The following is a 24,892-nucleotide window of genomic DNA, read 5'->3' on the forward strand; positions in this document are numbered from 1 at the left end:
AAAACCTGTGAAGATATCTTCACAGGTTTTCATTAATTTTTTTAATAATCGTCAACCTATTTTAGGACGACTCAAAATTAAGAAGCTAATATTAGTTGTTTCCTAAAATTAATGGTAAACCATCTTTTGAACTACCAACAATAACCACTTTACTATTTGGTGATTTTGAAAGTTCTAATGTAGCTTCAATACCTTTATCTTGTAAAATTTTATCAGTTAATGATGCACTTAAAATTTTGTTTGCATCTGCTTTACCTTTAGCTTCAATAATTTGTTTTTGAGCTTCTTTTGATGCAGTTACCAATCTAAATTCATACTCTAAAGATTCTTGTTCTTGCTTTAATTTACGTTCAATTGCATCTTTAATAGTTGATGGCAATGTTACATCACGCACTAAAACTTCATTTAATTGAATATACTGAACCTCTAATATTTTTCTAGTTTCTTCAAAAATTTCACTCTGAATTACATCTCTTTTACTAGCATATAATTGTTCTGGAGTATAACGACCAACAACGCTACGAGCAGCCGAGCGTAATGCTGGCTTAATAACACGTTCTAAATAATTTTCTCCTTTTTCCTGGTGTAACTTGCCTAAATTTTCATGTTGAGGCACATACCAAGCAGAAACTTCTAAAATAATATCTAATCCGTTTGATGAAAGTACTTTCATTTTTTCAAATAATTCTTGCTGACGTACTTCATAAATTACTACATTATTCCAAGGAGCTACTAAGTGAAATCCTTCTCCCATAGCTACTTCATCTGTAACTACCCCACCATCAAAACGTTTCCATAAAACACCAGCTTCACCAGCGTCAATAGTTACTGTAGATTTTGAAAGAAAAATAATTAAAACTACTGCTAATATAATTAATGGCATTAAACTTTTAGGCAATTGTAATTGTCCGTTATTACTCATATATATTTATTTTTAAAATTTTATCAAAAATACAAAACAGAAATTAGATATCTTAATTTAAAAGAAATAATCACAATCTTTCCCATTTTATTCCTCCAAAGGTGTAAATACACCTTTTACTAAAATCTGTTTTTCTTTTAATAAATCTGTAGGGTCAATAATTTCAACAAAACTTTCAGTTTTTAAACCAATTTTCACTGCTCTTTTTTCAAATTGGTAACTTCCCTCCTTTTGAGATGTTAAAACCAATACTGAAAAAGAATTATTTTCTTCAATTAAAGCTCCAATTGGTAAGGCAGTTCTTTGCACTTCATTGGTTATAATTTCAGCTTCTACAAACATTCCAACCAAAAAATCTTGTTTTTCATTTTCTAAATGGCCGTGTACTTTTACAGTTCTATTTTTTTCATCAATAGATTTCCCTATTAAATGAACTTCTGCATCATACCAATTAGTTGAATTTTCTGGTAATTTAAAACGTATTTTCATACCTTCTTTCACAACCATAACATCTTTTTCAAAAATTACCAATTCAATATGTTTGTGTAAATCATCTATAATTTCTACTAATACATCAGATTCATTCATAAACTTACCAACGCTTGCATACACCTGGGTTACACTTCCATTTATTGGAGAATACACAGGAATAGTACTTGTAAATTTTCCTGCCTTTACGTTATTAACATTAATATTCATTAATCGTAATTTTTGCTCTAAACCATTATATTGAGCCAAAGAACTTTTATAATCACTTTCCGCTTTTAAATAGTTTTTTTCTGAAGTAATTTTTTCATTAAATAAGGTTTTTTGACGTTCAAACTCATTTTTTAAATAGGTAAGTTTTTCAAACAACTCTAAATAATTTTGTTGAATTTCAATAAAAGCTGGATTTTCCATTGTTAATAACAATTCACCTTTTTTTACTTTTGTTCCAATTAACAAATGTGAAATTTTAACGTAACCGCCCATTATGGCACTTACCATAGCTCTGTCTGTTGGAGGAACATCAATAAACCCATTTGTTTTTATAGTTTCTGAAAACAACTGTAATTCAGTTTGTTGCACTTCCATTTGAGCACTTTTATATTGTTTTTCTGAAACTTCTATAATATTCGGATTTTTAGAAGCTGTATTCAATTCTTTTTCTGTTGGTTTGGAATTATTACAAGCAGAAAAAACTAAAAGTAAAAAAGTAAATACTGTATATATGATATTATTTTTCATTGTTAACGATTAAAGGTTTAAGTAATTTATTTCTAAAGCAATTTGATTGTATTCATTTAAATACATTAAATAATCAATTTGTAATTGATTACCATTTTCTATACTTTGTATATATTGGAAAAAATCAATTTCTCCATTTTTATAACTTGCTGTAGCTGTTTTTAAAATAGCATTAGCAATGGTATTTCCATTTTCATTAAAATAGGTTAATTGAGCTTCATTTTTATTTAACTCGTCCAATAAAATTGAATATTTCGATTTTAATTTGAAGTTTGCATCTAAAGATGCTTCTTTTGCCATATCATATTCAATATTTTTAGCCGTAATTTTACTAGATTTCCCCCAGAAAGCTAATGGAATTGAGATGCCTGCCTGAAAACTATTTACAGAACTATTTGTTGATAAATCTTCGCTTCTAAAGTAATTAAAATGTAAATCGGGCAACAACTGTTGTGTCTCCAATCCTTTTTTTGCTTTAAATAAATTAGAATTCTCCGTAAAATATTGATTGACTAGATGTGTTTCTAAATTCTGAGTTTCAACATTAATCTTCATTAATTCAGGAACTGAAATTTCAAATTGTTCCTCTATTTGAAGTAATTGCTTTAAATTTTCATAAGCAATTGATATATCATTTTTAAGCTGAATTAATTGTAGACTATACTGTTTGTATTTAGCTTGTGATGTAATCTTTTCTAAATAATTTGATTCTCCCAGTTCAAATTTTCGTTGTGCAGCTTTATAAAAATTACTATACAAACTATCCATATAAACCAAGTGATCTAATTTTTTATTGAGATACACAATTTGATAATACGATTTAGAAACATTTTTAACCAACTCGTTTTTAGCTATTTCAAACGATATTTGAGATAAGTTTGTTGCAATTTTAGCTGTTTTATTCCTTGCAAAATAAACAGAAGGAAATTCTATAGTTTGGCTAAAACCATAGTTTTCTAAAGGTTTTCCATCTACACCTAAACTAGTTCTATCTTTTAAATAATAAATGTTTGTTTTATCAATATCAAAAGCGCCTAATTTCGACTTATTTTCTATTTGAACATCTAATGATTTCAATTTTAGCTGCTTATTATTTTCAACGGCTACAGAAATAGCATCATCTAAACTAAGTTCTTTTGTTTGTGAAAAACTTATGATAGGAGTTAATAACAATAACAAAAGCATTGTTTTTGGTGATTTCTTTCTTCTTTTTCTTTTTGTTAATTTAGTATCAAACAATGCGTATAAAACTGGTAATACAACTAATGTTAAAAATGTTGCAGATACTAAACCTCCAATAACAACAGTTGCTAACGGACGTTGTACTTCAGCCCCAGCATTTGTTGAAATTGCCATTGGTAAAAATCCTAATGCCGCAGCAGCTGCAGTTAAAATTACTGGACGTAAACGTTCTTTTGTTCCTTTTAAAATGCGTTCATGAACATCATCAAAACCTTGTTCTTTTAATGATTTTAAATGTTCAATTAGTACAATACCATTTAATACCGCAATACCAAATAAAGCAATAAAACCAACACCTGCAGAAATACTAAACGGTAAATCGCGCATCCATAAAAACAATACACCTCCAACAGCGGAAAGTGGAATGGCTGAAAAAATCATTAAGGCATCTTTAATAGAATTAAAAGCGAAGTGTAACAATATAAATATCAGTAACAAAGCAATTGGAACGGCTAGCTTTAAACGCGCTTTTGCACTGTTTAAATTTTGAAACTGGCCACCATAAGAAACAGTATAACCAACTGGTAATTTTACATCTGCCTCAATAATACTTTGAATATCTTTAACTACCGATTCCATATCTCTGTTTCGCACATTTACACCAATTACAATACGTCGTTTTGTATCATCTCTAGATATTTTTGCAGGTCCTTTTGTATATTCAATTGTAGCTACTTCGTGTAATGGAATTTTATAACCAGAAGGTGTATCAACATATAAATTTTTAAGATTGTCAATATTTTTTCTATAATCAGCTTGTAATCGGACTACTAAATCAAATCTACGTTCACCTTCAAATACATTTCCCATGGTTGTTCCAGCAAATGCCATTGATACTATTTGATTTAAATCCTTAATATTTAAACCATAACGTGCCACTTTATCTCGTTTATAACTTACTGTCATTTGTGGTAATCCATCAATTTTTTCAACAATAATATCAGAAGCACCTTCAACATTTAAAATTTTATTTCTAATTTCATCCGCTTTTGATGCTAAGATCCCTAAATCATCACCATAAATTTTTACAGCAACATCTGCTCTAACACCCGTAATTAATTCGTTAAAACGCATTTCTATAGGTTGGGTAAATTCAAAATCAATTCCTGGAATTATAGAAAGTTTTTCTTTGAATTTATCTGCTAATTCATCTTTTGATTCTGCAGAAACCCATTCACCTTTCGGTTTTAATTTAATAATAACATCACTTTCTTCCATAGACATTGGATCAGTTGGTACTTCTGCCGCTCCAATTCTAGAAATAACCTGATCTACTTCTGGAAAATTATCTAATAAAATTTGTTCAATTTTAGTGGTAATCTCGGAAGTTTTAGTTAAAGTAGTTCCAGTTTTAAGCACTGGCTGAATTACAAAATCTCCTTCATCTAAGGTTGGTATAAACTCTCCTCCCATATTTGAAAATAAGACTGCTGTAAAAACTAACAACCCAACTGACATTGCTATAACCGCTTTTTTATGATTTAAAGCCCATTGAATTACAGGAGCATACATTAAATTGAAAAAAGCCATTATTCTTTTAGATACATTATTTTTAGTAACTTTTTCTGGTTTTAAAATAATTGAAGCAATCACTGGAACATACGTAAAACACAAAAACATTGCTCCAATTAATGCAAAACTAAAGGTCATAGCCATTGGTTTAAACATTTTACCTTCAACACCACTTAAAGATAATATTGGAATAAATACAATTAATATAATTAACTGTCCAAACACGGCTGAAGTCATCATTTTTGAACTACTCTTATAGGTAATTTCATCAATTTTATCTTGACTATCTTCTTTTGATAATTGCAGTAACTCATCTCTACTACTGGTAATTTTAAAAGCAATATATTCAACAATAATTACTGCTCCGTCTATAATAATTCCAAAATCTATGGCTCCTAAGCTCATTAAATTGGCATCAATTTTAAAAATATACATTAATGAAATGGTAAAAAGTAAGGCCAACGGAATTACAGAAGCAACCACAATACCTGATCTAAAACTACCCAACAATAAAATAACCACAAAAATTACAATCAAAACTCCTAAAATTAGGTTTTCGGCAACGGTAAAAGTTGTTTTTCCAATTAATTCACTTCTTTCTAAAAAGCCATTTATATAAACTCCTTCTGGTAATGATTTTTGAATTTCAGCAACTCTTAATTTTACTAACTCAATTACTTTGTTAGAATCGCCGTCTTTTAACATCATAACTTGACCTAACACTTTCTCTCCTTCTCCATTTCCAGTAATTGCACCAAAACGGTTGGCTGATCCAAAATTTACATCAGCTATATTTTTAATTAAAATAGGAACACCTTCTACATTTTTAACAACAATATTTTCAATATCATCTAATGATTTAATCATTCCTTCTCCACGAACAAAATAACTTTCATTCGCTTTTTCAATATATCCACCACCAGCAACACTGTTGTTCTTTTCAATAGCTTCTAGTATTTCTGCATGTGTAATATTCATTGATTTTAATTTCTCAGGGTTTAAAGCCACTTCATATTGCTTTAAAAATCCACCCCAAGTATTTACTTCAACAACTCCCGGAATACCTGATAATTGGCGCTTTACTACCCAATCTTGAATAGTCCGCAACTCCATTGCAGAGTATCTCCCTTTAAATTCTGGTGTTGTTTCTAAAGTGTATTGGTAAATTTCTCCCAATCCAGTTGTTATGGGTCCCATTTCTGGAGTACCAAATCCTTCAGGTATTTTTTCAGACGCAGCTTTTATTTTTTCAGCAATTAATTGGCGTGGTAAATAAGTACCTATTTTGTCTTCAAAAACAATGGTAACTACTGATAATCCGAATTTTGAAATAGATCTAATTTCTGCAACTCCTGGCAAATTAGCCATTTCCAACTCTACTGGATAAGTAATGAATTGCTCAACATCTTGAGTAGATAAGTTTCGGGAAGTAGTAATTACCTGAACTTGGTTGTTGGTTATATCTGGTACGGCTCCAATTGATATTTGTGTAAGTGAAAATAACCCAAACCCAAAAATGGCTGCCGTCATTAATAATATAATAAGCTTATTATCAATGCTTAACTTAATAATTTTTTGTAACATAATGTATTTAATTAGTAATGCGTAGTATTGAAAATCATAATGATGATTATCAAATTTAATTATAAAAAAATGAAGTTATGTTACTTTTGTGGTGGTTGGAAAAAATTATGAGTGTATTGGTTAGAATAAGGTTCTTTGTAGTTGAAATTTTTAATATTAAATCCAATTTCAGGAATTGATACAATTATTTTTATATTACTTAATACAAAAAGTAATTGTAAATGAGCATCTAAATGTTGATGCTTAAAAGGTAAATCTTTGTGTTCTTTATGCTTATCTTGGTGAGAATTGGTTTTGTTTCCGTAATGTAAATCTATAAAATCTGCAAAATTATCACCATTTTTAATATGACTAGAAATATGATTTATAAATGTTGGAAGTTTATACATATCGTCCAACTCAAAGTTAAAACTCTGAAATAAAATTGTAAATGATAGTAAAAAAGCACCTATTTTACCCATTAATAGTATAATATTCTTTTTGATTAAAGATTTTATAAATATTTCAAAATAAATTTGAAATAATAAAACTAATATGATAAGATTTACTAATAGTCCTATTAGTTAAATTTATTATCTGATAGTATCTATTAAATTTCGCCAAAGTATTTACGAACAAACCATTCTATAGAAAGCAACGTAACTATAAGTGCTAGTAGCCATTTCCACTCAATTAATGGCGTTTTTTGAATAGAGGATTTTTGTACACTCTTATATTGATTATCTTCAATTAATTGTTGAATTAATTTGTTTTCTTGATAATTATAAAAAACTGCACCCTTTGTATTTAGCGCTAACTGTTTTAAATTTCCTGATGTTGCATTGTTAAATTGTTGCTCTACATCAAAAGGAAGTACTTTAAAAATTCCTGAAATGGTTTCTTTTTGATTTTCAACAGAAACCGTAAAATTATAATCACCAGACTGTAAATCAGCTAATTCCAATTTAAAACTATTAAAATCTAACGCAAACGGAACTTTCTTTAAAACAGATTTATCTTTATTGAAAATGGTAAAAAATAATTTACTTCTACTATCAAAATTTAAGTTTTTATCTAAATAACTAGCCGAAACATTAATAATTTCATTAGAATAATACAACGGTTCAATAGTTATATTAAGTCTTTTATTCAATTGTGTTGAAGCTAAATATTGAATTAAATTTGATATAAAACTATCAAAATGCTCAAAATTTCTATTTTCCGAATAACTATTCATCCTCCATCTCCACGTATTTTCTCCAAATAAAATAGCTCCTTTCTGAAGGTCTTTTTCATAGGTTGCTAACAATGGTTTTTGAAGCGTAATGTTTCCAATTTTTTGATACAATAATGTGTTAAAGGAACTTAAAAATTTCACATCGCCAAACATATCTTCTATCGGAGCAAAGTAGTCAAAATCCATTTCATTGGCTTGAAAAATTGCGTAGTTTTTATTTAAAACTGGATTGTAATTTTCTGTCTTATTTGTTGGAATTTTTGAAAATATTTTTTGATTAGAATTTAAGAAATTCCAATCGGTACTTACCCCTGTAATAATAAAATGATTTCGTTTTTTATCATTTATATCTTTAAAAACAGTATTAAACTTATTATTTGGTTGATACAATATAATCAACTGATAATCATTAATTTTATAATTTTTATTTTCAATATTAAAAATAGTTACAGAGCGTTGTTTATTACTTTCAATAGATTTTTTTAACATCCCTAAATCGGGATGAATTATTGATGTTAACAACAAAATTTTGGTTTGCTCTTCAATAACATTTACACTAAATGTTTTTGAATTATTTATGGTATTTTTCTCTTCTGAAAGTGACTCAATAACAGCTGTAAAATATTGGTTTCCTCTTTCTGATGTAGTAATAAAAAATGTTGCTGTCTGCACTTTTTTAGCATTTGAAAATTGTAATTGCTCACTATAAATAACTTTGTTATTGTGGTAAACTTTTAATGTTTTATTTACAGATTTTGTGCCATTATAATTTACAAAAACTTCAACAGGTAAATTATTATTTATATTTGTAAATTTATTAACATTTACTTGATTAATATAAATATCTTCAACAATGGTAGTGTCTCCAACAATAAATGGATAAACTGGACTTTCATAATTTACAAAGGCCACATTATTTCCAAAGGTTTGGTTTCCATCGGTAATAATTACAACTGGATTTACCCCTTCTTTGTATAATTTAGAAAACTCTTTAAATGGAAGTTCTAAATTTGTTTTAGTTTCAGAAAATGACAAGGAATCTAACGTATTTATTTCATTTCCAAACTCATAGAAATTAAGGGTGAATTTTGTATTTAAATCCGTATTTCCTTTTAATAATTGAACAAAGCTAGTAACATTTTTGTTTTGAGATTGCTGTTTTATAGAGCTAGAATTATCTACAGCAACTAATAATTGAGGTTTTTTAGTTTCTATTGTAGTTTTTTTAATAGAAGGATTAATCAACAATATAAAAATTGAAAATAGTGTTAAAAAACGTAAAAAAGAAAGCCAATAAGTTAATTGGCTTCTTTCTTTAGTATTATAAAAGTATTGAAAAGCAGCGATACTTAACGAAGCTAAAAATGCTAAAATTATAAATATCAATGTTTTAGTTTCCAAATTTAAATGTATTAGGTTAACATTCCACCATCAACACTTAACGTTTGACCTGTAATGTACGCACTCATATCAGAAGCTAAAAATACGCAAGCATTTGCAACATCTTCAGGTGTTCCCCCTCTTTTTAAAGGAATAGCATCTCTCCATCCTTGCACAACATCTTCATTTAATTTTCCGGTCATTTCTGTTTCAATAAAACCTGGTGCAATAGTATTGCAACGAATGTTCCTTGATCCTAATTCTAAAGCTACAGATTTTGTAAAGCCTAAAATACCTGCTTTTGAAGCTGCATAATTTGCCTGACCTGCATTTCCTTTTAATCCAACCACAGAACTCATATTAATAATTGAACCTGAGCGTTGTTTCATCATGGGTCTGATAACGGCTTTTGTTAAATTGAAAACAGATTTTAAGTTTACTTCAATTACGGTATCAAAATCTTCTTCAGAAATTCTCATTAATAAATTATCTTTTGTAATTCCCGCATTATTAATTAACACATCAATTGTTCCAAATTCTTTTAAAACATCATTTGCTAATTGTTGCGCAGCATCGTAATTTGCAGCATTAGATTGATATCCTTTTGCTTTTACTCCAAATCCCACTAATTCCTTTTCTAATTCATTAGCAGCTTCAACAGATGAACTGTAAGTAAATGCTACATTAGATCCTTGTTTAGCAAATTCTATTGCTATACCTCTCCCAATTCCTCTAGTTGCTCCTGTTATTAATGATGTTTTATTTTCTAATAGTTTCATTATTTGAATTTTTGATTTTTAAAGAATCAAATATACGCATTTACCTAAAAAAAAAGCTTCTATAAAGAAGCTTTTCATAATATTATAAGAAATTATGGGAATTTTGATTGTAAATAATTAGCGACTAACGGTACCAATTGGAAAACTTAAATTTTTTCCTAAAGAATACGTTGTACGATCTATAGCATTTGCAGGTATATCAGCGACCAATGGTTTTAATAAAAAAGGATTTGGGCTGTTATCTGGATCTGGTTCTATAGAAATTACAGCTTTACCTCCTGCTAAATTTACTGGAAAAGTTAATCCGGCTGGAGCATTCATTAAATAATCTTCCCCAGGAAATGGTGGGCCAGCCATTGTGCTACTAAAACCGTTAAAATCATCAATACCTGATACAGAAGTGAATTTACCAGAAGTTACTGGTTGTCCAGAAGTTACTACCCAACCTTCATATTTCCATCCTTCTGGTAACGTTGGTAAATTTAAGCCTACAGCTGGTGATCCGCTTGATAAATCTAAAAACCATATTCCACTATTTTCATTTGTATCTGTACCATCCGTTGGTGTTGCTAATATATATTTACCAGCTGAATTTTCAAAATTATTTGCTAGTGCTGCACCATGAGAAATTGATAATTGCCCAGTGTTTCCGTAAAAGTCTCCTGCCAAAATATGAACCTTACTAGGTGAAGGATCATTGTCTATCTTAGGTTCAATGGTTAATACAAAAGTTGAAGCTAATTCTAACTGATTTTTATCCAAAGAAAAGTTTTTTTGAGATAATTCACCTGCATCATTTACACTAAAAATACCTGTAGAAATGGGAGCCCCTGAAACAATTAACCAACCTTCGTACACAAAATCTGGTCCTAAATTTTCAAGTCCTGAAATATTTAAAGCTAAATCTTTAGTTGTTTGCTCATCGTCATCTGAACAAAATGTAACAGTAAATGCCAAAGCAAATAATGTTATAAATTTTAATAGGTTTTTCATAATTAATAGAGTTTTATATTTTATGGTTCAAAAATATCTCTACTAATTATATTAAAATGTTAGGTAGCTAACACTATGCAGATTTTTTTAAAAAAAATAGGTGTTTTCCTTTAAAATCTATCAAACCTTCCTCTTTTAATTCATTCATTAACAAATTTAGTGTTGGTCTGGAAGACCCTATTAAATTAGCAATATCTTTTTGAGTATACGGATGTTCTGCCTTCATTTTTCCAGTTTCCTCACAACAAACGCCATAATCTTCGCATAATTCATCTAAAAAATCAAGTAACCTAGTTTTAGTATCTTTAAATAATAATAACTGTAACCTACGCTCTAATTTTTGAATTCTAAAACTAATAAATTTATAAATTTTTAATGTAAACGTTTGATTATCTCTCATTAACTCATGTAATGTTTCAATACCAATAGCGCAAATTGATGTTTGATTATCAATGGATTGGGCAAATTCATTTCTTTTATCTTCACCTAAAATAGCTTTCTCTCCAAAAAGTTCTCCTTTGCCTAAAATAGATTTTATTATTTCTTTACCTTCTTCAGTATAATATCCAATTTTAACTTTTCCTTTATCAATTAAAAAAACTTTATTAGAAGCATCCTTTTCAAAATAAACATAGTCTAATTTGTTATAATTATGGAAGTTATGGCAATCTTTATAGGCTCCATATTTATGTGGACAAAGAATTTTAAAGAGATTTACATTTTCTAAATACCAAAGTTTACTCATAAATTTAATTTAACTTTTAGTCGCTAAAATTATAATTTCTTACAAAAAAAGCTCCTTAATTTCTTAAGGAGCTTTTTATTAAATTTTTTAAGTAAATATTATTTTCCTGTAATATATAATTCTCTAAATTCTTTTGTTACTTCAAAAGTAACTACTCCATTTATTTTAGAAATATCTATTGCCTCATTATCTACTTCTAATTTATCAATTTTAAAAGGCAAACCATGAATATTTATCTTAAAAGAGTTATAAGCAGTTATAAATTTACCTGATTTAAACTGTTGAATTGTTAAAGAATTAGCTTTTCCAACCTGATTGAAATTACGTAAACTATACCTTCCCTTTTTATAATCGTAACCATCTCCAGCATCTTCATAAACTTCTGAAGACTCTTTACCTTCTTTATAGTAAACATCTAATTCTAATTGCTCTATAACTTTTTCACCTACATATTGTTGAATTGGATACTTTGGTATAATTGCTCCTTCCTTCACAAAAATTGGCATACTATCAATATCAGCATCAACCCATAGTTCTTCTCCTCCAATAATAATTGAATTATCCCAAAAGTTGTACCATTTTCCTCTAGGGATATACATTCTTCTACCTTTTGAATTTGCTTCAATAATTGGGCAAACTAATATTTTTTCACCAAAAATAAACTCATCATTTCTATAATGTGTATTTGAATCTTCTTGATCAAAAAGCACTAGAGACTTTAAAATTGGAATTCCTTCATCTGCATATCTCCAAAAAGTGGTATATAAATACGGTAATAATTGGTATCTAATTTCTATAAATTTTCTAACAATATCTGTTACAGTTTTTCCAAATACCCAAGGTTCCTGATCTCCGTGATCACCTGATGAATGCACTCTACAAAATGGGTGAAAAACGCCTAACTGAATCCAACGAGCGAATAATTCCCCATTTGGTTGTTCTGCAAAACCACCAATATCTGATCCTGCAAAAGAAAAACCAGACATACACATACGCTGTGCTTGTTGATTGGCTATTGATAAATGATCCCAAGTGGCAACATTATCTCCTGTCCAAGTGGAAGTATATCTTTGTGTTCCAGAATATGCAGCTCTTGTAATTACAAACGGACGTTTTGGATAACTAAATTTCTTTAAACCGTGATAGGTTGCACGTGCCATTTGCATACCATAAACATTATGTGCTTTTCTATGGCTACACTGATTTCCATCGTAATCATGACGCACATCATCTGGGAAAGATTTTCCTGGAACATCCATAACTGCAGGCTCATTCATATCATTCCATACACCAGCAACACCAATGTCTTCTATTAATTCTTTAAATAACTCACTCCACCATTCTCTTACTTCCGGGTTTGTAAAATCTGGAAAATAACATTCTCCAGGCCAAACTTTTCCTTTCATATAAGGTCCGTCAGCACGTTTGCAAAAATAATCTTTTTCTAGTCCTTCTTTAAAAACACTGTATTCATTATCAATTTTAATTCCTGGATCTATAATTACAATGGTTTTAAAACCATCATCTGCTAATTCTTTCACCATTCTTTTTGGATCTGGAAAATATTCTTCGCTCCAAGTAAAGCACCTGAAACCTTCCATATAATCAATATCTAAATAAATAGCATCACAAGGAATCTTTAATTCTCTAAATTTTGAAGTAATTTCTTTTACGTTAGATTCTGGGTAGTAACTCCATTTACATTGGTGAAATCCTAAAGCCCACATTGGAGGAATATGCTGTGGACGACCCGTTAAATCTGTATAATTAGAAACAACTTCTGTCATTTCAGGACCATAAATAAAATAGTAATTCATTTCACCACCTTGCGCCCAAAAACTTGTAATATTTCTTCGCTCGTTACAAAAATCAAAATAACTTCTAAAAGTATTATCAAAAAATACTCCATAAGATTTATCATGATGAATTGCCGTATAAAACGGAATTGCTTTATAAATTGGATCGGTTCCGCGTCCATAAGCATATGAATCTGTTACCCAATTTTGAAATCGTTTTCCTTTTAAATTATTTTCAACAGGCTTATCACCTAATCCATAATAATTTTCTCCTTGCTGAGATTTTAACGACATTTTTACAATATCACCTCCAATTTCATAACTTTCTTCCCAGTGAAACCCTAATTCATCTTCACAAATTAATGAGTTATCCTTTGCATCAAAAATAGTTTTACGCATATCTAATTTTGAAATATGGCAAATTAATTTTGATGTGGTAATAATATACTTTTCATTATCTTCAGAAATTTCTAAATGATTATACCCTTTGCTTGCATACATTGTAATTGCATAAGAAAAGTCTTTATCAAACATTCCTGTAGTACTGTATCTGAAACGCAAAACACTATCTCTTTCAATTGTTAATTGTAACACTGCGCCATTTTCACTTTTAAAGTATAAAACGTTTACATGTTTTTTATAAAAAACTATTTTTGATGGAAATAAATTCCCTTTATATTCTAATTCTGTGTTTAAAATCATATTCTCTTCATTTAACCGATTTGCAAACGTACTAAAAAACTTAGGTTATTATAGTTTCTTTTCAATAAAAATGCACCTATAATTTTTCGAGATTTGTAAAATTATAGATGCAAAATTTTAATTAGTTAAAAACTATTCTATTTTAACTGAAAAATGGTAATTCCTAAAGGTGGCAAGGTTAATTCCGCAGAATGCTCCCTACCATTCCAAGGTTGTTTTTTACTAGTAATTTGTTTAGAATTTATTATGCCGCTTCCTCCAAACTCAGCCCTATCACTATTAAATATTTCTTTTAATTTAGATTTAGTAGGCACACCAACTTTATACTTTTCAATTGGATTTGGCGTAAAATTACATATTACCAATACGTTATTTTCTGGATTGTCACCTTTTCTTATGAAAGAAATAACAGAATTTTCTGTATCGTCATAACTAATCCATTCAAAACCTTCTTGACTAAAGCCATTTTCAAATAAAGCAGGTGTTGATTTGTATAATTTATTTAATTCTTTAAAATAATTTTGAGTGTTTTTATGAGGTTCAAATTCTAATAAATTCCAATCTAAACTTTTTTGAAAATCCCATTCGTTATATTGTCCAAACTCACTTCCCATAAACAATAGTTTTGTTCCAGGATGTGTAAACATGCAACCATATAACAATCTTAAATTTGCAAAACGTTGCCATTCGTCGCCTGGCATTCTACCTAATATTGAATTTTTACCATAAACTACTTCATCATGTGATAAAGGAAGCATAAAGTTTTCAGTAAAAGCATATGCTAAACTAAAAGTAATTTCATTTTGATGATATTTTCTATAAATAGAATCCTTTGCAAAATATTCTAAAGTATCATGCATCCAACCCATCATCCATTTCATACCAAAACCTAAACCTCCTGCAAATACTGGTTTTGAAACCATTGGAAATGCCGTTGATTCTTCTGCTATTGTTTGTACATCGGGAAAGGATTTATAAACTTCAATATTTAATTCTTTAAAAAATGATATAGCGTCTAAATTTTCTTTTCCTCCATATTCATTAGGTTCCCATTCACCTTCTTCTCTAGAATAATCTAAAAATAACATTGAAGCAACCGCATCAACTCTTAATCCATCTGCATGGAATTGCTCTAACCAAAAAATGGCATTACTGATTAAAAATGAACGGACTTCGTTTCTTCCATAATTAAAAATTAAACTTTTCCAATCTTGATGATACCCTTTTTTTCTATCTGGATGTTCATATAAATGTGAACCATCAAAATACCCTAAACCGTGAGCATCTTCAGGAAAATGAGATGGTACCCAATCCAAAATAATTCCAACACCGTTTTGATGTAATTTATCAACTAAATATTTAAACTCTTCAGGATAACCAAAGCGCGAAGTTGGCGCAAAATATCCTGTAATTTGATAACCCCAAGAAGGATCATAAGGATATTCCATAATTGGCATAAATTCTACATGTGTAAAATTCATGTCTTTTACATATGTTACCAACTCATCAGCTAATTCAAAATAAGATAATGACCGATCTTCATCAGCCTTTTTTCTCCAAGAGCCTAAATGAATTTCATATACAGAATATGGTGATTTTAATGAATTATGCTCTTTACGAGTTTTCATCCAATTTTTATCTTTCCATTTATAGTCATCATCCCATACAACTGATGCTGTTTTTGGTGGATGCTCACATCTGCGAGCATACGGATCTGCTTTTTCACTTATATATCCTTGATTGTTAGAGTGAATTTTATATTTATACACCGAACCTTTTCCTATATTGGGAATGAAACCTTCCCAAATACCTGATGAATCCCATCTAACATTCAATTTAAATTCACCGTCTACCCAATAATTAAAATCTCCAATAACTGATACTTGATTTGCTGTTGGTGCCCAAACTGAAAAATAGGTACCTTTTATGCCTTCAACAACAACTGGATGTGAACCAAATTTCTCATACAACCGAAAATGTTTTCCTGCCTTAAATAAATTGATATCAAAATCTGTAAATAAACTAAACGATTGTACCTTACTCATAATTTAAATTATAAAACCATTAGGAATTACTGCACCTTTTTTAACTACTACAATACCGTCTCTTACTACGTAAGTATCCGTTTCTGTATCAGGTAAATGTTTTCCACCATTAATTCTAACATCGTCTCCAATGCAACAATTTTTATCTAAAATTACATTTTTTATAAAACATCTAGCTCCAATTCCCATAGACACAATATCTGGATTTACAATTTCTTCTAGTGGTTGATAATAATCGGCTCCCATCATATATGCATTTATAACGGTAGTTTCCGCATCAATTCTTGATCGAATTCCAATGACTGAATGTTCAATTTTACCAGCATTAATAATACAACCATCAGCAACCACTGTTCTGTCTAATATAGTTCCAGAAATTTTAGTAGTTGGCAGCATTCTTGCGTGTGTATAAATTGTTCTTTCTTTACAATATAAATCAAATTTTGGAAAATCATCAGTTAATCCTAAATTGGCTTCAAAGAAAGAATCTATATTTCCAATATCTGTCCAATATCCTTCATATTGATAACTGAAAACTCTATTCTTATCAATGGCTTGAGGGATAATTTCTTTACCGAAATCTATAGTGTTTGGATTAGCCATTAATTTAATTAACAAATCTCTATTAAAAATATAAATACCCATAGAAGCTAAATAATCTCTTCCTTCTTTTTGCATATCATCTCCTGTATCAGAAGTCCATTCGGGTAATAAATCTGAAGCTGGTTTTTCAATAAATGAAGTAATTGCATTTTTTTTATCAGTTTTTAAAATTCCAAAAGAAGTAGCGTCTTTTGCATTTACAGGAATGGTTGCAATTGAAATTTCAGCTTTATTTTTAATGTGATTTTCAACCATTTCATTAAAATCCATTTGATATAATTGATCTCCAGATAAAATTAGCGCATAATCAAAATCATGACTCACAAAATGGTGCATACTTTGCCTTACAGCATCGGCTGTTCCTTGAAACCATGTACTATTTCCTGGTGTTTGCTCAGCTGCTAATACATCAACAAATGCGGAGCTGAAAAAACTAAAATGGTAGGTGTTTTTAATATGTTTGTTTAATGAAGCCGAATTAAATTGCGTTAACACAAAAATTCGTTTAATTTCAGAATTAATACAATTTGAAATAGGAATATCTACTAATCTGTATTTACCTGCAATGGGCACGGCAGGTTTTGACCTCGTTGCTGTTAATGGATATAATCTGGAACCTTGTCCACCTCCTAAAATAATTGCTAATACTCTTTTTCCTGACATAATTTATCCTTTTAATGATTTGTATAATTTTATATATTCTTCTGCTGAAGCATACCATGAGTGATCTATTGTCATGATTTGCTTCCTTATTTTTTTAAATTTTGTTTGATTTTTATATAAATCCAAACCTCTTGCTATGGCATGAACAATTTCAGAAACAGTAACATTTTCATGACAAATTCCAAATCCATTTTCTTCTGAAATATCAATAACAGTATCTTTTAATCCTCCAATACTTCTAACAATTGGAATTGTTCCATACCTTAATGCATACATTTGATTTAAGCCGCAAGGTTCAACACGCGATGGCATTAATAAAAAATCCGCTCCAGCATAAATTAAATGAGATAACTTTTCATCATAACCAATAAAGGCATTATAACTTCCTTTGTTTTCTTCTTTTAAATTCTCTAATTGCTCTTCAACCTCTTTATTTCCTGAACCTAACAATAAAATTGAAATATCCTTATTTATTAATGCATTTCTAAAAACTTCTGGAAATAAATCAGATCCTTTTTCTCCAACCAATCTTCCAATAAATGCAAATAAAGGTTTTTCAATATCTAAATTAAACTCATCACACAACCATTTTTTTTGAGTATTTCTACCTGATTGAATTGTTTTAATTGAATAATTTTTTAATAGATATGAATCTTTTTCTGGATTCCAAACATCGGTATCAATACCATTTAAAATACCAACACATTTGGCGCTTTCATCATTTAATAACCACTCTAAACCATTAGCAGATTGCTTTAATTCGTCCATATAACTTGGAGAGACCGTATTTACTTTCCATGCACATTTTATGGCTGCTGCCATAGGATTTATAGTTCCTCCCCAATCTATTAAGCCCACTTTGCTAAAATCAAATTCTGGAATTAAACTCACTTTTTCATGTGAAAACCAACCCTGATATTGTGCATTATGAATTGTAAAAATTGTGGGAATATCACTTAATTTTTTGTATTTTAAAGATTGTGAAATCATAAAAGGTGTTAAACCTGTGTGATGATCGTGGCATTGAACAACAGTAGGTTTCTTTTTCCAAGTTAAAACCCAATCTAAAGTAGCTATTTGAAATGCTAAAAACCGATCAGTATCGTCACTAGAATAGACATAATCTTTAAACAAAAGTTCTGGAATATCCACCAAAAACAAATCAAATCCTAACAAATTATTTTCAAGAGATAAAATTCGGAAATCATATTCTGATTCACCTAATTTTAGCGTAGATTTAAATTCTTCTATAAATTTATTTTCCTTTGTAAACTTATTTTTATAAAAAGGCATTACAACTTGAGAAATAACATTTTTTGAATTCTGATATTTGGGCAATGCACCAACAACATCTGCTAGTCCACCAACTTTAGCGATAGGGTAACATTCTGCACTTATATGAAGTATTTTCATGATTTTTTTTAATAAAAAAAGTATTTATTTCAGCATTCTATATTACTAAAAATGTAAAGAATTTCCTAATAAAATAGATGTAAAAAATTCAAAAGAATAAAAATGAAAAGAGGAACTTTTCGTTCCTCTTTTCTTAAAATATTTAAAATAGCTAATAAGCTAATTAACAAGCATTTTCCTTTTTAATTAAGTTTAATGCAGAGCCTTCATTATACCATTCTATTTGACCTTTATTATAAGTATGGTTTAATTTTATAATCTCTTTACTTCCATTTTTATGAACAATTTCAAGAGATAATTGCTTTCCTGGAGCAAATTCATTTAAATCTAAAAAGTTAAATGAATCATCTTCTTGAATCAAATCATAATCAGCTTCATTAGCAAAAGTTAATCCCAACATACCTTGCTTTTTCAAGTTAGTTTCGTGTATTCGTGCAAAAGATTTCACAATTACTGCAGCAACTCCTAAATGACGAGGCTCCATTGCCGCATGTTCTCTTGAAGAACCTTCACCGTAATTATGGTCTCCAACAACTATAGATTTTACACCTGCTACTTTATAAGCTCTTGCTGTATCTGGAACTGCTCCGTACTCACCTGTTAGTTGGTTTTTAACTGAATTTGTTTCTTTATTAAATGCATTTACAGCTCCAATTAAACAATTATTAGAAATATTATCTAAATGTCCACGGAAACGTAACCAAGGACCAGCCATAGATATATGATCTGTTGTACATTTACCGAATGCTTTAATTAATAATTTTGCATTTACAATTGTATTTCCAATTGGTTCAAATGGTGTTAAAAGTTGAAGTCTTTCAGAATCTTCTTTTACAACAACATTTACTCCAGAACCATCTTCATAAGGTGCTTCGTAACCAGCATCTTCAACTGCAAAACCTTTTGGAGGCAATTCTAATCCAGTTGGTTCATCAAAAGAAATTTCTTCCCCATTTTTATTAATTAAGGTATCTGTCATTGGATTAAAATCCAACCTTCCTGCAATAGCTATGGCAGCCACCATTTCTGGTGAAGCAACAAATGCATGTGTATTTGGATTACCATCTGCTCTTTTTGAAAAATTTCTATTAAAAGAGTGTATAATTGTATTTTTTTCTTGTTTTGATGCTCCTTCTCTATCCCATTGTCCAATACAAGGTCCACAAGCATTTGTGAAAATTTTTGCATTTAAATTTTCAAAAATCTCTAATAAACCATCTCTATCTGCAGTATATCTAACTTGCTCAGAACCAGGATTTATACCAAACTCTGCTTTTGCAACTAGCCCTTTATCTACGGCTTGTTTTGCAACAGAAGCTGCTCTTGATAAATCTTCATAAGATGAGTTTGTACAAGATCCTATTAATCCCCAATCAACTTTTAAAGGCCAACCATTTTTGTTAGCTTTTTCAGTCATTTCACCAACAACCGTTGCTAAATCTGGAGTAAAAGGTCCATTTAATTGAGGTTTTAATTCAGATAAATTAATTTCAATTACCTGATCAAAGTATTGTTCTGGATTTGCATATACTTCTTCATCACCTGTTAAGTAAGATGCTATTTTATTTGCTTCATCTGCAACTTCATTTCTATCTGTTGCACGTAAATAACGCTCTATAGACTCATCATACCCAAAAGTTGATGTTGTTGCTCCAATTTCTGCACCCATATTACAAATGGTTCCTTTTCCTGTCGCAGACATAGATTTAGCTCCTTCACCAAAATATTCAACAATACAACCAGTTCCTCCTTTTACCGTTAAAATTCCAGCAACTTTTAAAATTACATCTTTTGGGGCAGACCAACCAGAAAGTTTTCCTGTTAATTTAATACCTATTAGTTTTGGAAATTTTAATTCCCAAGCCATTCCTGCCATAACATCCACAGCATCAGCACCTCCTACACCAATAGCAATCATCCCTAATCCGCCAGCATTTACTGTATGCGAATCTGTTCCAATCATCATTCCACCTGGAAATGCGTAATTTTCTAATACTACTTGGTGAATAATTCCAGCACCTGGTTTCCAAAAACCAATTCCATATTTATTTGATACTGAAGCTAAAAAGTTAAAAACTTCACTACTGGTATTTAAAGCTGATTGCAAATCTTTATCTGCACCAATTTTAGCCTGTATTAAGTGATCACAATGTACAGTAGTTGGCACAGCAACCTTACTTTTACCAGCTTGAATAAATTGTAATAAAGCCATTTGAGCAGTTGCATCTTGACAAGCAATGCGGTCTGGAGCAAAATCTACATAATCTTTACCTCTTTCAAAAGCTGTAGTTGCTTTACCATCCCAAAGGTGGTTGTATAATATTTTTTCAGCTAAAGTTAAAGGTTTACCTACAACGGATTTAGCAGCGTCAACACGTTCTGCCATTCTTCCATAAACACCTTTAATCATTTCAATATCAAAAGCCATATCTATAATTGTTTATTTAGTTATTTTTAATTGTGCGAAGTTACAAAAAATGATTCCTTTTATTGATATTCTTACATTTACAAAAGCATTTTTAGAGAAATAAATATTATGTGTCTATTTTTTTTATTATAAATAAAAATTACCTACGAAAACGTTGTAAATATTAGGAATATGGTAAAAAAACAAATTAATTTTATGTGTAAAAATTAATTTTTAAAAAAATGATAATGAATTTAGCGTTTAAAGTTTCTATCTCTATATCTTAATATGGGGAGTTCAAAAAATTTATAAAGTATAATTGAAAAAAATAGCGTTATTATTAAAAATAAAAATACGATTCCCGTTTTTTGATAATGAGAAAAACTTTCAATATGAAATAATTTTTGAATATTTAGCAGTACAATCGAATAATTTATTAAATAAATTGAATAAGAATGAACGCTTATAAATTCAATTGGTTTTAAAAATAAACCCCTATAATTTAAATGATATAAATAAGGAAATAGCATTGCCAAACTTAAATGAACTAATTGTAAATAAATAAACACATAAAAAAGAAGGTGACTTTTAGGAGTTAAATTAAAAATATAAATTATAATATGTAAGCTTAAAAACAATAAAACTCCTGCTAAAGCTATTGTTGATTTATATTTTTTAAAGAATTTTAAATAATTTTTCATAAAATAAATTAATAAAAATCCAATGTAAATAGTATCCATTCTATAAATTACAACTTTTCTAAAAGAAGCACTCCATTCGGCGTAAGAATTAATAGTTACATTTTTAAAATAAATTAATTTTAAACTAAAAAACACTAACATTAATATTAAAGTCACATAAAAAAATAGTTTTGTTTTATTCATATTTTTTAAAAAAGAAAGGCAAAAATAAAGTGCAAATGGCAATATTAAATATGCATATTCTTCTACAGATAAACTCCAAGATTCAGTAAAAAAATCTGGATGTGGACTAGAAAAATTTTGTAAAAACAAAAAATACGAACTTAAATTTTTCGGTAAACTTTCATGAAACAATAAAAGTATCACAATATTTAGCAGTAAAATCAAATAATAATTAGGAAGTGTCCTAAACCATCTTCTTATCCAAAAATTAAATAAATAATTGTATTTAACTTTATTCTCTTCTATTAATTTTAAAAGTATGCCACCTATTAAAAACCCGCTTAATACAAAAAATAAATCAACTCCAATAGATCCAAATGTTTTGATTACAGTTAAAACTATATGTTCAGATTTAGGGAAAATAAGTATTGACGCATGAGAAATCACAACTAAACTAATTGCAATCGTTCTAATAACATCTAATCCAAAAATTCTTTTTGAAAGAGGTAAAATCATCTATTTAAATTTAAATAAATGTAAGAAAATAATTATTTAGAAATTAAAAAATAAGTAGGTCTATAAGCCGAATTTTGTACTTTTAAAAAGTTCTTATCATTTATCTAGACAATAAATTACTTTATTGCTCAATCTGCCTACCCCTTGAAATAGAGCGAGTGACTCTAAATTTTCAATATACATGGCATTGCACCGCATAGAGTTTACCTGGTTTCACTACAGCCGAACTGTACTTGCTTTCTGTTGCACTTGTCCTCGACTCACGCCGGACGGATGTTATCCGCTATGCTACTCTGTGGTGTCCGGACTTTCCTCTTCAATAAATTGAAGCGATAAGACGACCTACTTAATTTCTTGCGAAAATACATTATTTATGTGTATAAAAAAACCCACTCAAAGATTGAGTGGGAAAATTGCTATGAAAAAGAAAAAGTGTTACCATTTATTTCACTGATAACACTTCAAATATAATTTATTTTTTATTAAAAAGAAATAAAATATTTTGTTTTTTACGAAAACATATCTTTCACCTTTTCGAAAAATGATTTATCAAATTTAGAAGGGTTTGGTTTAAAGTTTTCGTCATTTTCCATTTGTTCAAAAAACTTCTTTTGTTCTTTATTTAAACTCTGAGGTGTCCAAACATTTGTATGAACTAATAAGTCTCCATTTCCATAATGATCAATACTTGGCAATCCTTTTCCTCTTAGTCTTAATATTTTTCCAGATTGAGTGCCTGGTTCAATCTTTATTTTTACTTTTCCAGTAACAGTATCAATGTTTTTACTAGCTCCTAAAACTGCTTCAGAAAAATTAATGTATAAATCAAAATGTAAATTGGTTCCTTCTCGCTTTAAACTTTCATGAACCTGCTCTTCAATAACTACAATTAAATCTCCATCTATTGAATTATTCCCCGGGGCCGCATTTCCTTTTCCATTTACTTTTAATTGCACACCTTCTGTAACACCGGCAGGAATTTTAATAGAAACTGTTTCTTCTTTAAACTCTAAACCGCTAGCATCAGCGTTTTTAGAACTTTTATCTAAAATTTCTCCAGCACCTTGACATGATGGACATGTTGATGCTGTTTGCATTCTACCCAAAATAGTATTGGTAACTCTCATTACTTGACCACTTCCATTACAGGTAGTACATGTTTTAAAAGTAACTCCTTCTGCTAAAACTTTCCTTCTAACTTTTACTTTCTTTTCAACTCCATTTGCAATTTCTTCCAGTGTTAATTTTACTCTAATTCGTAAATTACTACCTTTTACTCTTGCTCTTCCTCTAGATCCGCCACTAAAGCCACCAAATCCGCCACCGCCAAATGCGCCTCCAAAAATATCTCCAAATTGACTAAAGATATCATCCATATTCATTCCTCCATCGCCAAATCCTCCTTGACCTCCTTCAAAGGCTGCGTGACCATATTGGTCATATCTAGCTTTTTTGTTTTCGTCACTCAAAATTTCATATGCTGCAGCTGCCTCTTTAAAATTTTCTTCAGCCTGTTTATCACCTGGATTTTTATCTGGGTGATACTTTATAGCCATTTTTCTGTACGCTTTCTTTATATCTGTTGGTGTAGCATTTTTTGCAATACCTAATATTTCGTAATAATCTTTCTTCATTTTATTAAATTATTGTCCTACTACTACTCTAGGATATCTTATTATTTTATCGCCTAATTTATAACCTTGCTCCACTATATCAATTATTTTACCTTTTAATTCTTCTGATGGTGCAGGAATTTGTGTAATTGCTTCGTGTAATTCAACATCAAAAACATCACCAGCATTCACAGTTATAGATGTTAGTCCTTTTTGAGATAATGAATTTCTAAGTTTATTATTAATTAATTCCATACCAACAAGCGCAGCATCCTCATTAGATTTCTTTAACTCGGCCAAACCTCTGTCAAAATCATCTAAAATTGGCAATAAAACTGTCATTAATTCCTCATTGGCAGTTTTAAATAATTCAATTCTTTCTTTTGATGTTCTTTTTTTATAATTTTCAAATTCAGCAAATAATCTTAAAAATTTATCTTTTTCTTGACTTACTTCTTTCTTTAGCTTGTCTTCAACGCTTATTTCTTGAACTTCAGGCTGAATTTCATCATTTTCAGTTATTTCTTTTTCTGCCTTTGTATCTTTCTTTTTGCTCATATTAATTGCTTAAAAATTTTCTTAGTAATCTATTACAAAAGTACTGCCAATATTGATTTTATGCCAATATGACATTTAGTTTTTTAATAAATTTTAAATTTAATTTTTCCTAA

General features: G+C 29.4%; 16 protein-coding genes and 1 other RNA gene. All 17 read right to left on the reverse strand.

Translation table 11 applies throughout. The features are described from left to right. Positions 1-91: 91 nt before the first annotated feature. Positions 92-922 (reverse strand): prohibitin family protein, encoded by an 831-nt coding sequence (locus tag JEY78_RS14350; protein ID WP_291852864.1) that lies wholly within the window; start codon positions 920-922, stop codon positions 92-94. 87 nt (positions 923-1,009) lie between these two features. Next, positions 1,010-2,149 carry an efflux RND transporter periplasmic adaptor subunit gene (locus tag JEY78_RS14355; RefSeq protein ID WP_291852866.1) on the reverse strand — a complete coding sequence of 380 codons (1,140 nt, stop codon included), beginning with the start codon at positions 2,147-2,149 and terminating at the stop codon, positions 1,010-1,012. A gap of 9 nt (positions 2,150-2,158) precedes the next feature. Then, entirely contained in the window at positions 2,159-6,487 is a 4,329-nt protein-coding gene (locus JEY78_RS14360; protein WP_291852869.1) for a CusA/CzcA family heavy metal efflux RND transporter, read from the reverse strand. A gap of 80 nt (positions 6,488-6,567) precedes the next feature. Beyond that, positions 6,568-6,948 carry a hypothetical protein gene (locus tag JEY78_RS14365; protein WP_291852870.1) on the reverse strand — a complete coding sequence of 127 codons (381 nt, stop codon included), beginning with the start codon at positions 6,946-6,948 and terminating at the stop codon, positions 6,568-6,570. A gap of 128 nt (positions 6,949-7,076) precedes the next feature. After that, entirely contained in the window at positions 7,077-9,104 is a 2,028-nt protein-coding gene (locus JEY78_RS14370; RefSeq protein WP_291852872.1) for a VWA domain-containing protein, read from the reverse strand. Between the two features lie 11 nt (positions 9,105-9,115). Then, complete coding sequence (gene fabG, locus JEY78_RS14375; RefSeq protein ID WP_291852874.1) at positions 9,116-9,862, reverse strand: 3-oxoacyl-[acyl-carrier-protein] reductase; 747 nt, start codon at positions 9,860-9,862, stop codon at positions 9,116-9,118. 117 nt (positions 9,863-9,979) lie between these two features. Further along, a complete protein-coding gene (locus tag JEY78_RS14380) occupies positions 9,980-10,855 on the reverse strand; it encodes an anti-sigma factor (RefSeq protein ID WP_291852877.1) in 876 nt (291 codons plus the stop codon). A 73-nt stretch (positions 10,856-10,928) separates the two neighbouring features. Next, positions 10,929-11,600, reverse strand: coding sequence for a Crp/Fnr family transcriptional regulator (locus tag JEY78_RS14385; protein ID WP_291852880.1), 672 nt, complete (start codon positions 11,598-11,600; stop codon positions 10,929-10,931). 98 nt (positions 11,601-11,698) lie between these two features. Then, entirely contained in the window at positions 11,699-14,098 is a 2,400-nt protein-coding gene (locus JEY78_RS14390; RefSeq protein ID WP_291852883.1) for a glycoside hydrolase family 31 protein, read from the reverse strand. 137 nt (positions 14,099-14,235) lie between these two features. Further along, positions 14,236-16,143 carry a 1,4-alpha-glucan branching protein GlgB gene (gene glgB, locus JEY78_RS14395; protein WP_291852886.1) on the reverse strand — a complete coding sequence of 636 codons (1,908 nt, stop codon included), beginning with the start codon at positions 16,141-16,143 and terminating at the stop codon, positions 14,236-14,238. A 3-nt stretch (positions 16,144-16,146) separates the two neighbouring features. Then, complete coding sequence (locus JEY78_RS14400; RefSeq protein WP_291852889.1) at positions 16,147-17,409, reverse strand: glucose-1-phosphate adenylyltransferase; 1,263 nt, start codon at positions 17,407-17,409, stop codon at positions 16,147-16,149. Positions 17,410-17,412: 3 nt separating this feature from the next. Continuing rightward, positions 17,413-18,822 (reverse strand): glycogen synthase, encoded by a 1,410-nt coding sequence (locus JEY78_RS14405; protein WP_291852891.1) that lies wholly within the window; start codon positions 18,820-18,822, stop codon positions 17,413-17,415. 163 nt (positions 18,823-18,985) lie between these two features. Further along, positions 18,986-21,250 carry an aconitate hydratase gene (locus JEY78_RS14410; RefSeq protein ID WP_291852895.1) on the reverse strand — a complete coding sequence of 755 codons (2,265 nt, stop codon included), beginning with the start codon at positions 21,248-21,250 and terminating at the stop codon, positions 18,986-18,988. A gap of 233 nt (positions 21,251-21,483) precedes the next feature. Beyond that, complete coding sequence (locus tag JEY78_RS14415; protein WP_291852898.1) at positions 21,484-22,608, reverse strand: acyltransferase; 1,125 nt, start codon at positions 22,606-22,608, stop codon at positions 21,484-21,486. Positions 22,609-22,655: 47 nt separating this feature from the next. After that, an RNA gene (rnpB, locus tag JEY78_RS14420) (RNase P RNA component class A) lies at positions 22,656-22,957 on the reverse strand. 160 nt (positions 22,958-23,117) lie between these two features. After that, complete coding sequence (dnaJ, locus tag JEY78_RS14425; RefSeq protein ID WP_291852901.1) at positions 23,118-24,242, reverse strand: molecular chaperone DnaJ; 1,125 nt, start codon at positions 24,240-24,242, stop codon at positions 23,118-23,120. A gap of 9 nt (positions 24,243-24,251) precedes the next feature. After that, on the reverse strand, positions 24,252-24,779 hold the full coding sequence (locus JEY78_RS14430; RefSeq protein WP_291852905.1) for a nucleotide exchange factor GrpE: 528 nt from the start codon (positions 24,777-24,779) through the stop codon (positions 24,252-24,254). Between the last annotated feature and the right edge of the window lie 113 nt (positions 24,780-24,892).

The sequence above is a fragment of the Lutibacter sp. genome, from assembly GCF_016342705.1.
Lineage (GTDB): Bacteria > Bacteroidota > Bacteroidia > Flavobacteriales > Flavobacteriaceae > Lutibacter.

Bases quoted from the DNA above. Each gene is read 5' to 3' on its own strand.
- JEY78_RS14350 (WP_291852864.1), bottom strand. From the start codon at position 922: ATGAGTAATAACGGACAATTACAATTGCCTAAAAGTTTAATGCCATTA.
- JEY78_RS14355 (WP_291852866.1), bottom strand. From the start codon at position 2,149: ATGAAAAATAATATCATATATACAGTATTTACTTTTTTACTTTTAGTT.
- JEY78_RS14360 (WP_291852869.1), bottom strand. From the start codon at position 6,487: ATGTTACAAAAAATTATTAAGTTAAGCATTGATAATAAGCTTATTATA.
- JEY78_RS14365 (WP_291852870.1), bottom strand. From the start codon at position 6,948: ATGGGTAAAATAGGTGCTTTTTTACTATCATTTACAATTTTATTTCAG.
- fabG (WP_291852874.1), bottom strand. From the start codon at position 9,862: ATGAAACTATTAGAAAATAAAACATCATTAATAACAGGAGCAACTAGA.
- JEY78_RS14380 (WP_291852877.1), bottom strand. From the start codon at position 10,855: ATGAAAAACCTATTAAAATTTATAACATTATTTGCTTTGGCATTTACT.
- JEY78_RS14385 (WP_291852880.1), bottom strand. From the start codon at position 11,600: ATGAGTAAACTTTGGTATTTAGAAAATGTAAATCTCTTTAAAATTCTT.
- JEY78_RS14390 (WP_291852883.1), bottom strand. From the start codon at position 14,098: ATGATTTTAAACACAGAATTAGAATATAAAGGGAATTTATTTCCATCA.
- glgB (WP_291852886.1), bottom strand. From the start codon at position 16,143: ATGAGTAAGGTACAATCGTTTAGTTTATTTACAGATTTTGATATCAAT.
- JEY78_RS14400 (WP_291852889.1), bottom strand. From the start codon at position 17,409: ATGTCAGGAAAAAGAGTATTAGCAATTATTTTAGGAGGTGGACAAGGT.
- JEY78_RS14405 (WP_291852891.1), bottom strand. From the start codon at position 18,822: ATGAAAATACTTCATATAAGTGCAGAATGTTACCCTATCGCTAAAGTT.
- JEY78_RS14410 (WP_291852895.1), bottom strand. From the start codon at position 21,250: ATGGCTTTTGATATTGAAATGATTAAAGGTGTTTATGGAAGAATGGCA.
- JEY78_RS14415 (WP_291852898.1), bottom strand. From the start codon at position 22,608: ATGATTTTACCTCTTTCAAAAAGAATTTTTGGATTAGATGTTATTAGA.
- dnaJ (WP_291852901.1), bottom strand. From the start codon at position 24,242: ATGAAGAAAGATTATTACGAAATATTAGGTATTGCAAAAAATGCTACA.
- JEY78_RS14430 (WP_291852905.1), bottom strand. From the start codon at position 24,779: ATGAGCAAAAAGAAAGATACAAAGGCAGAAAAAGAAATAACTGAAAAT.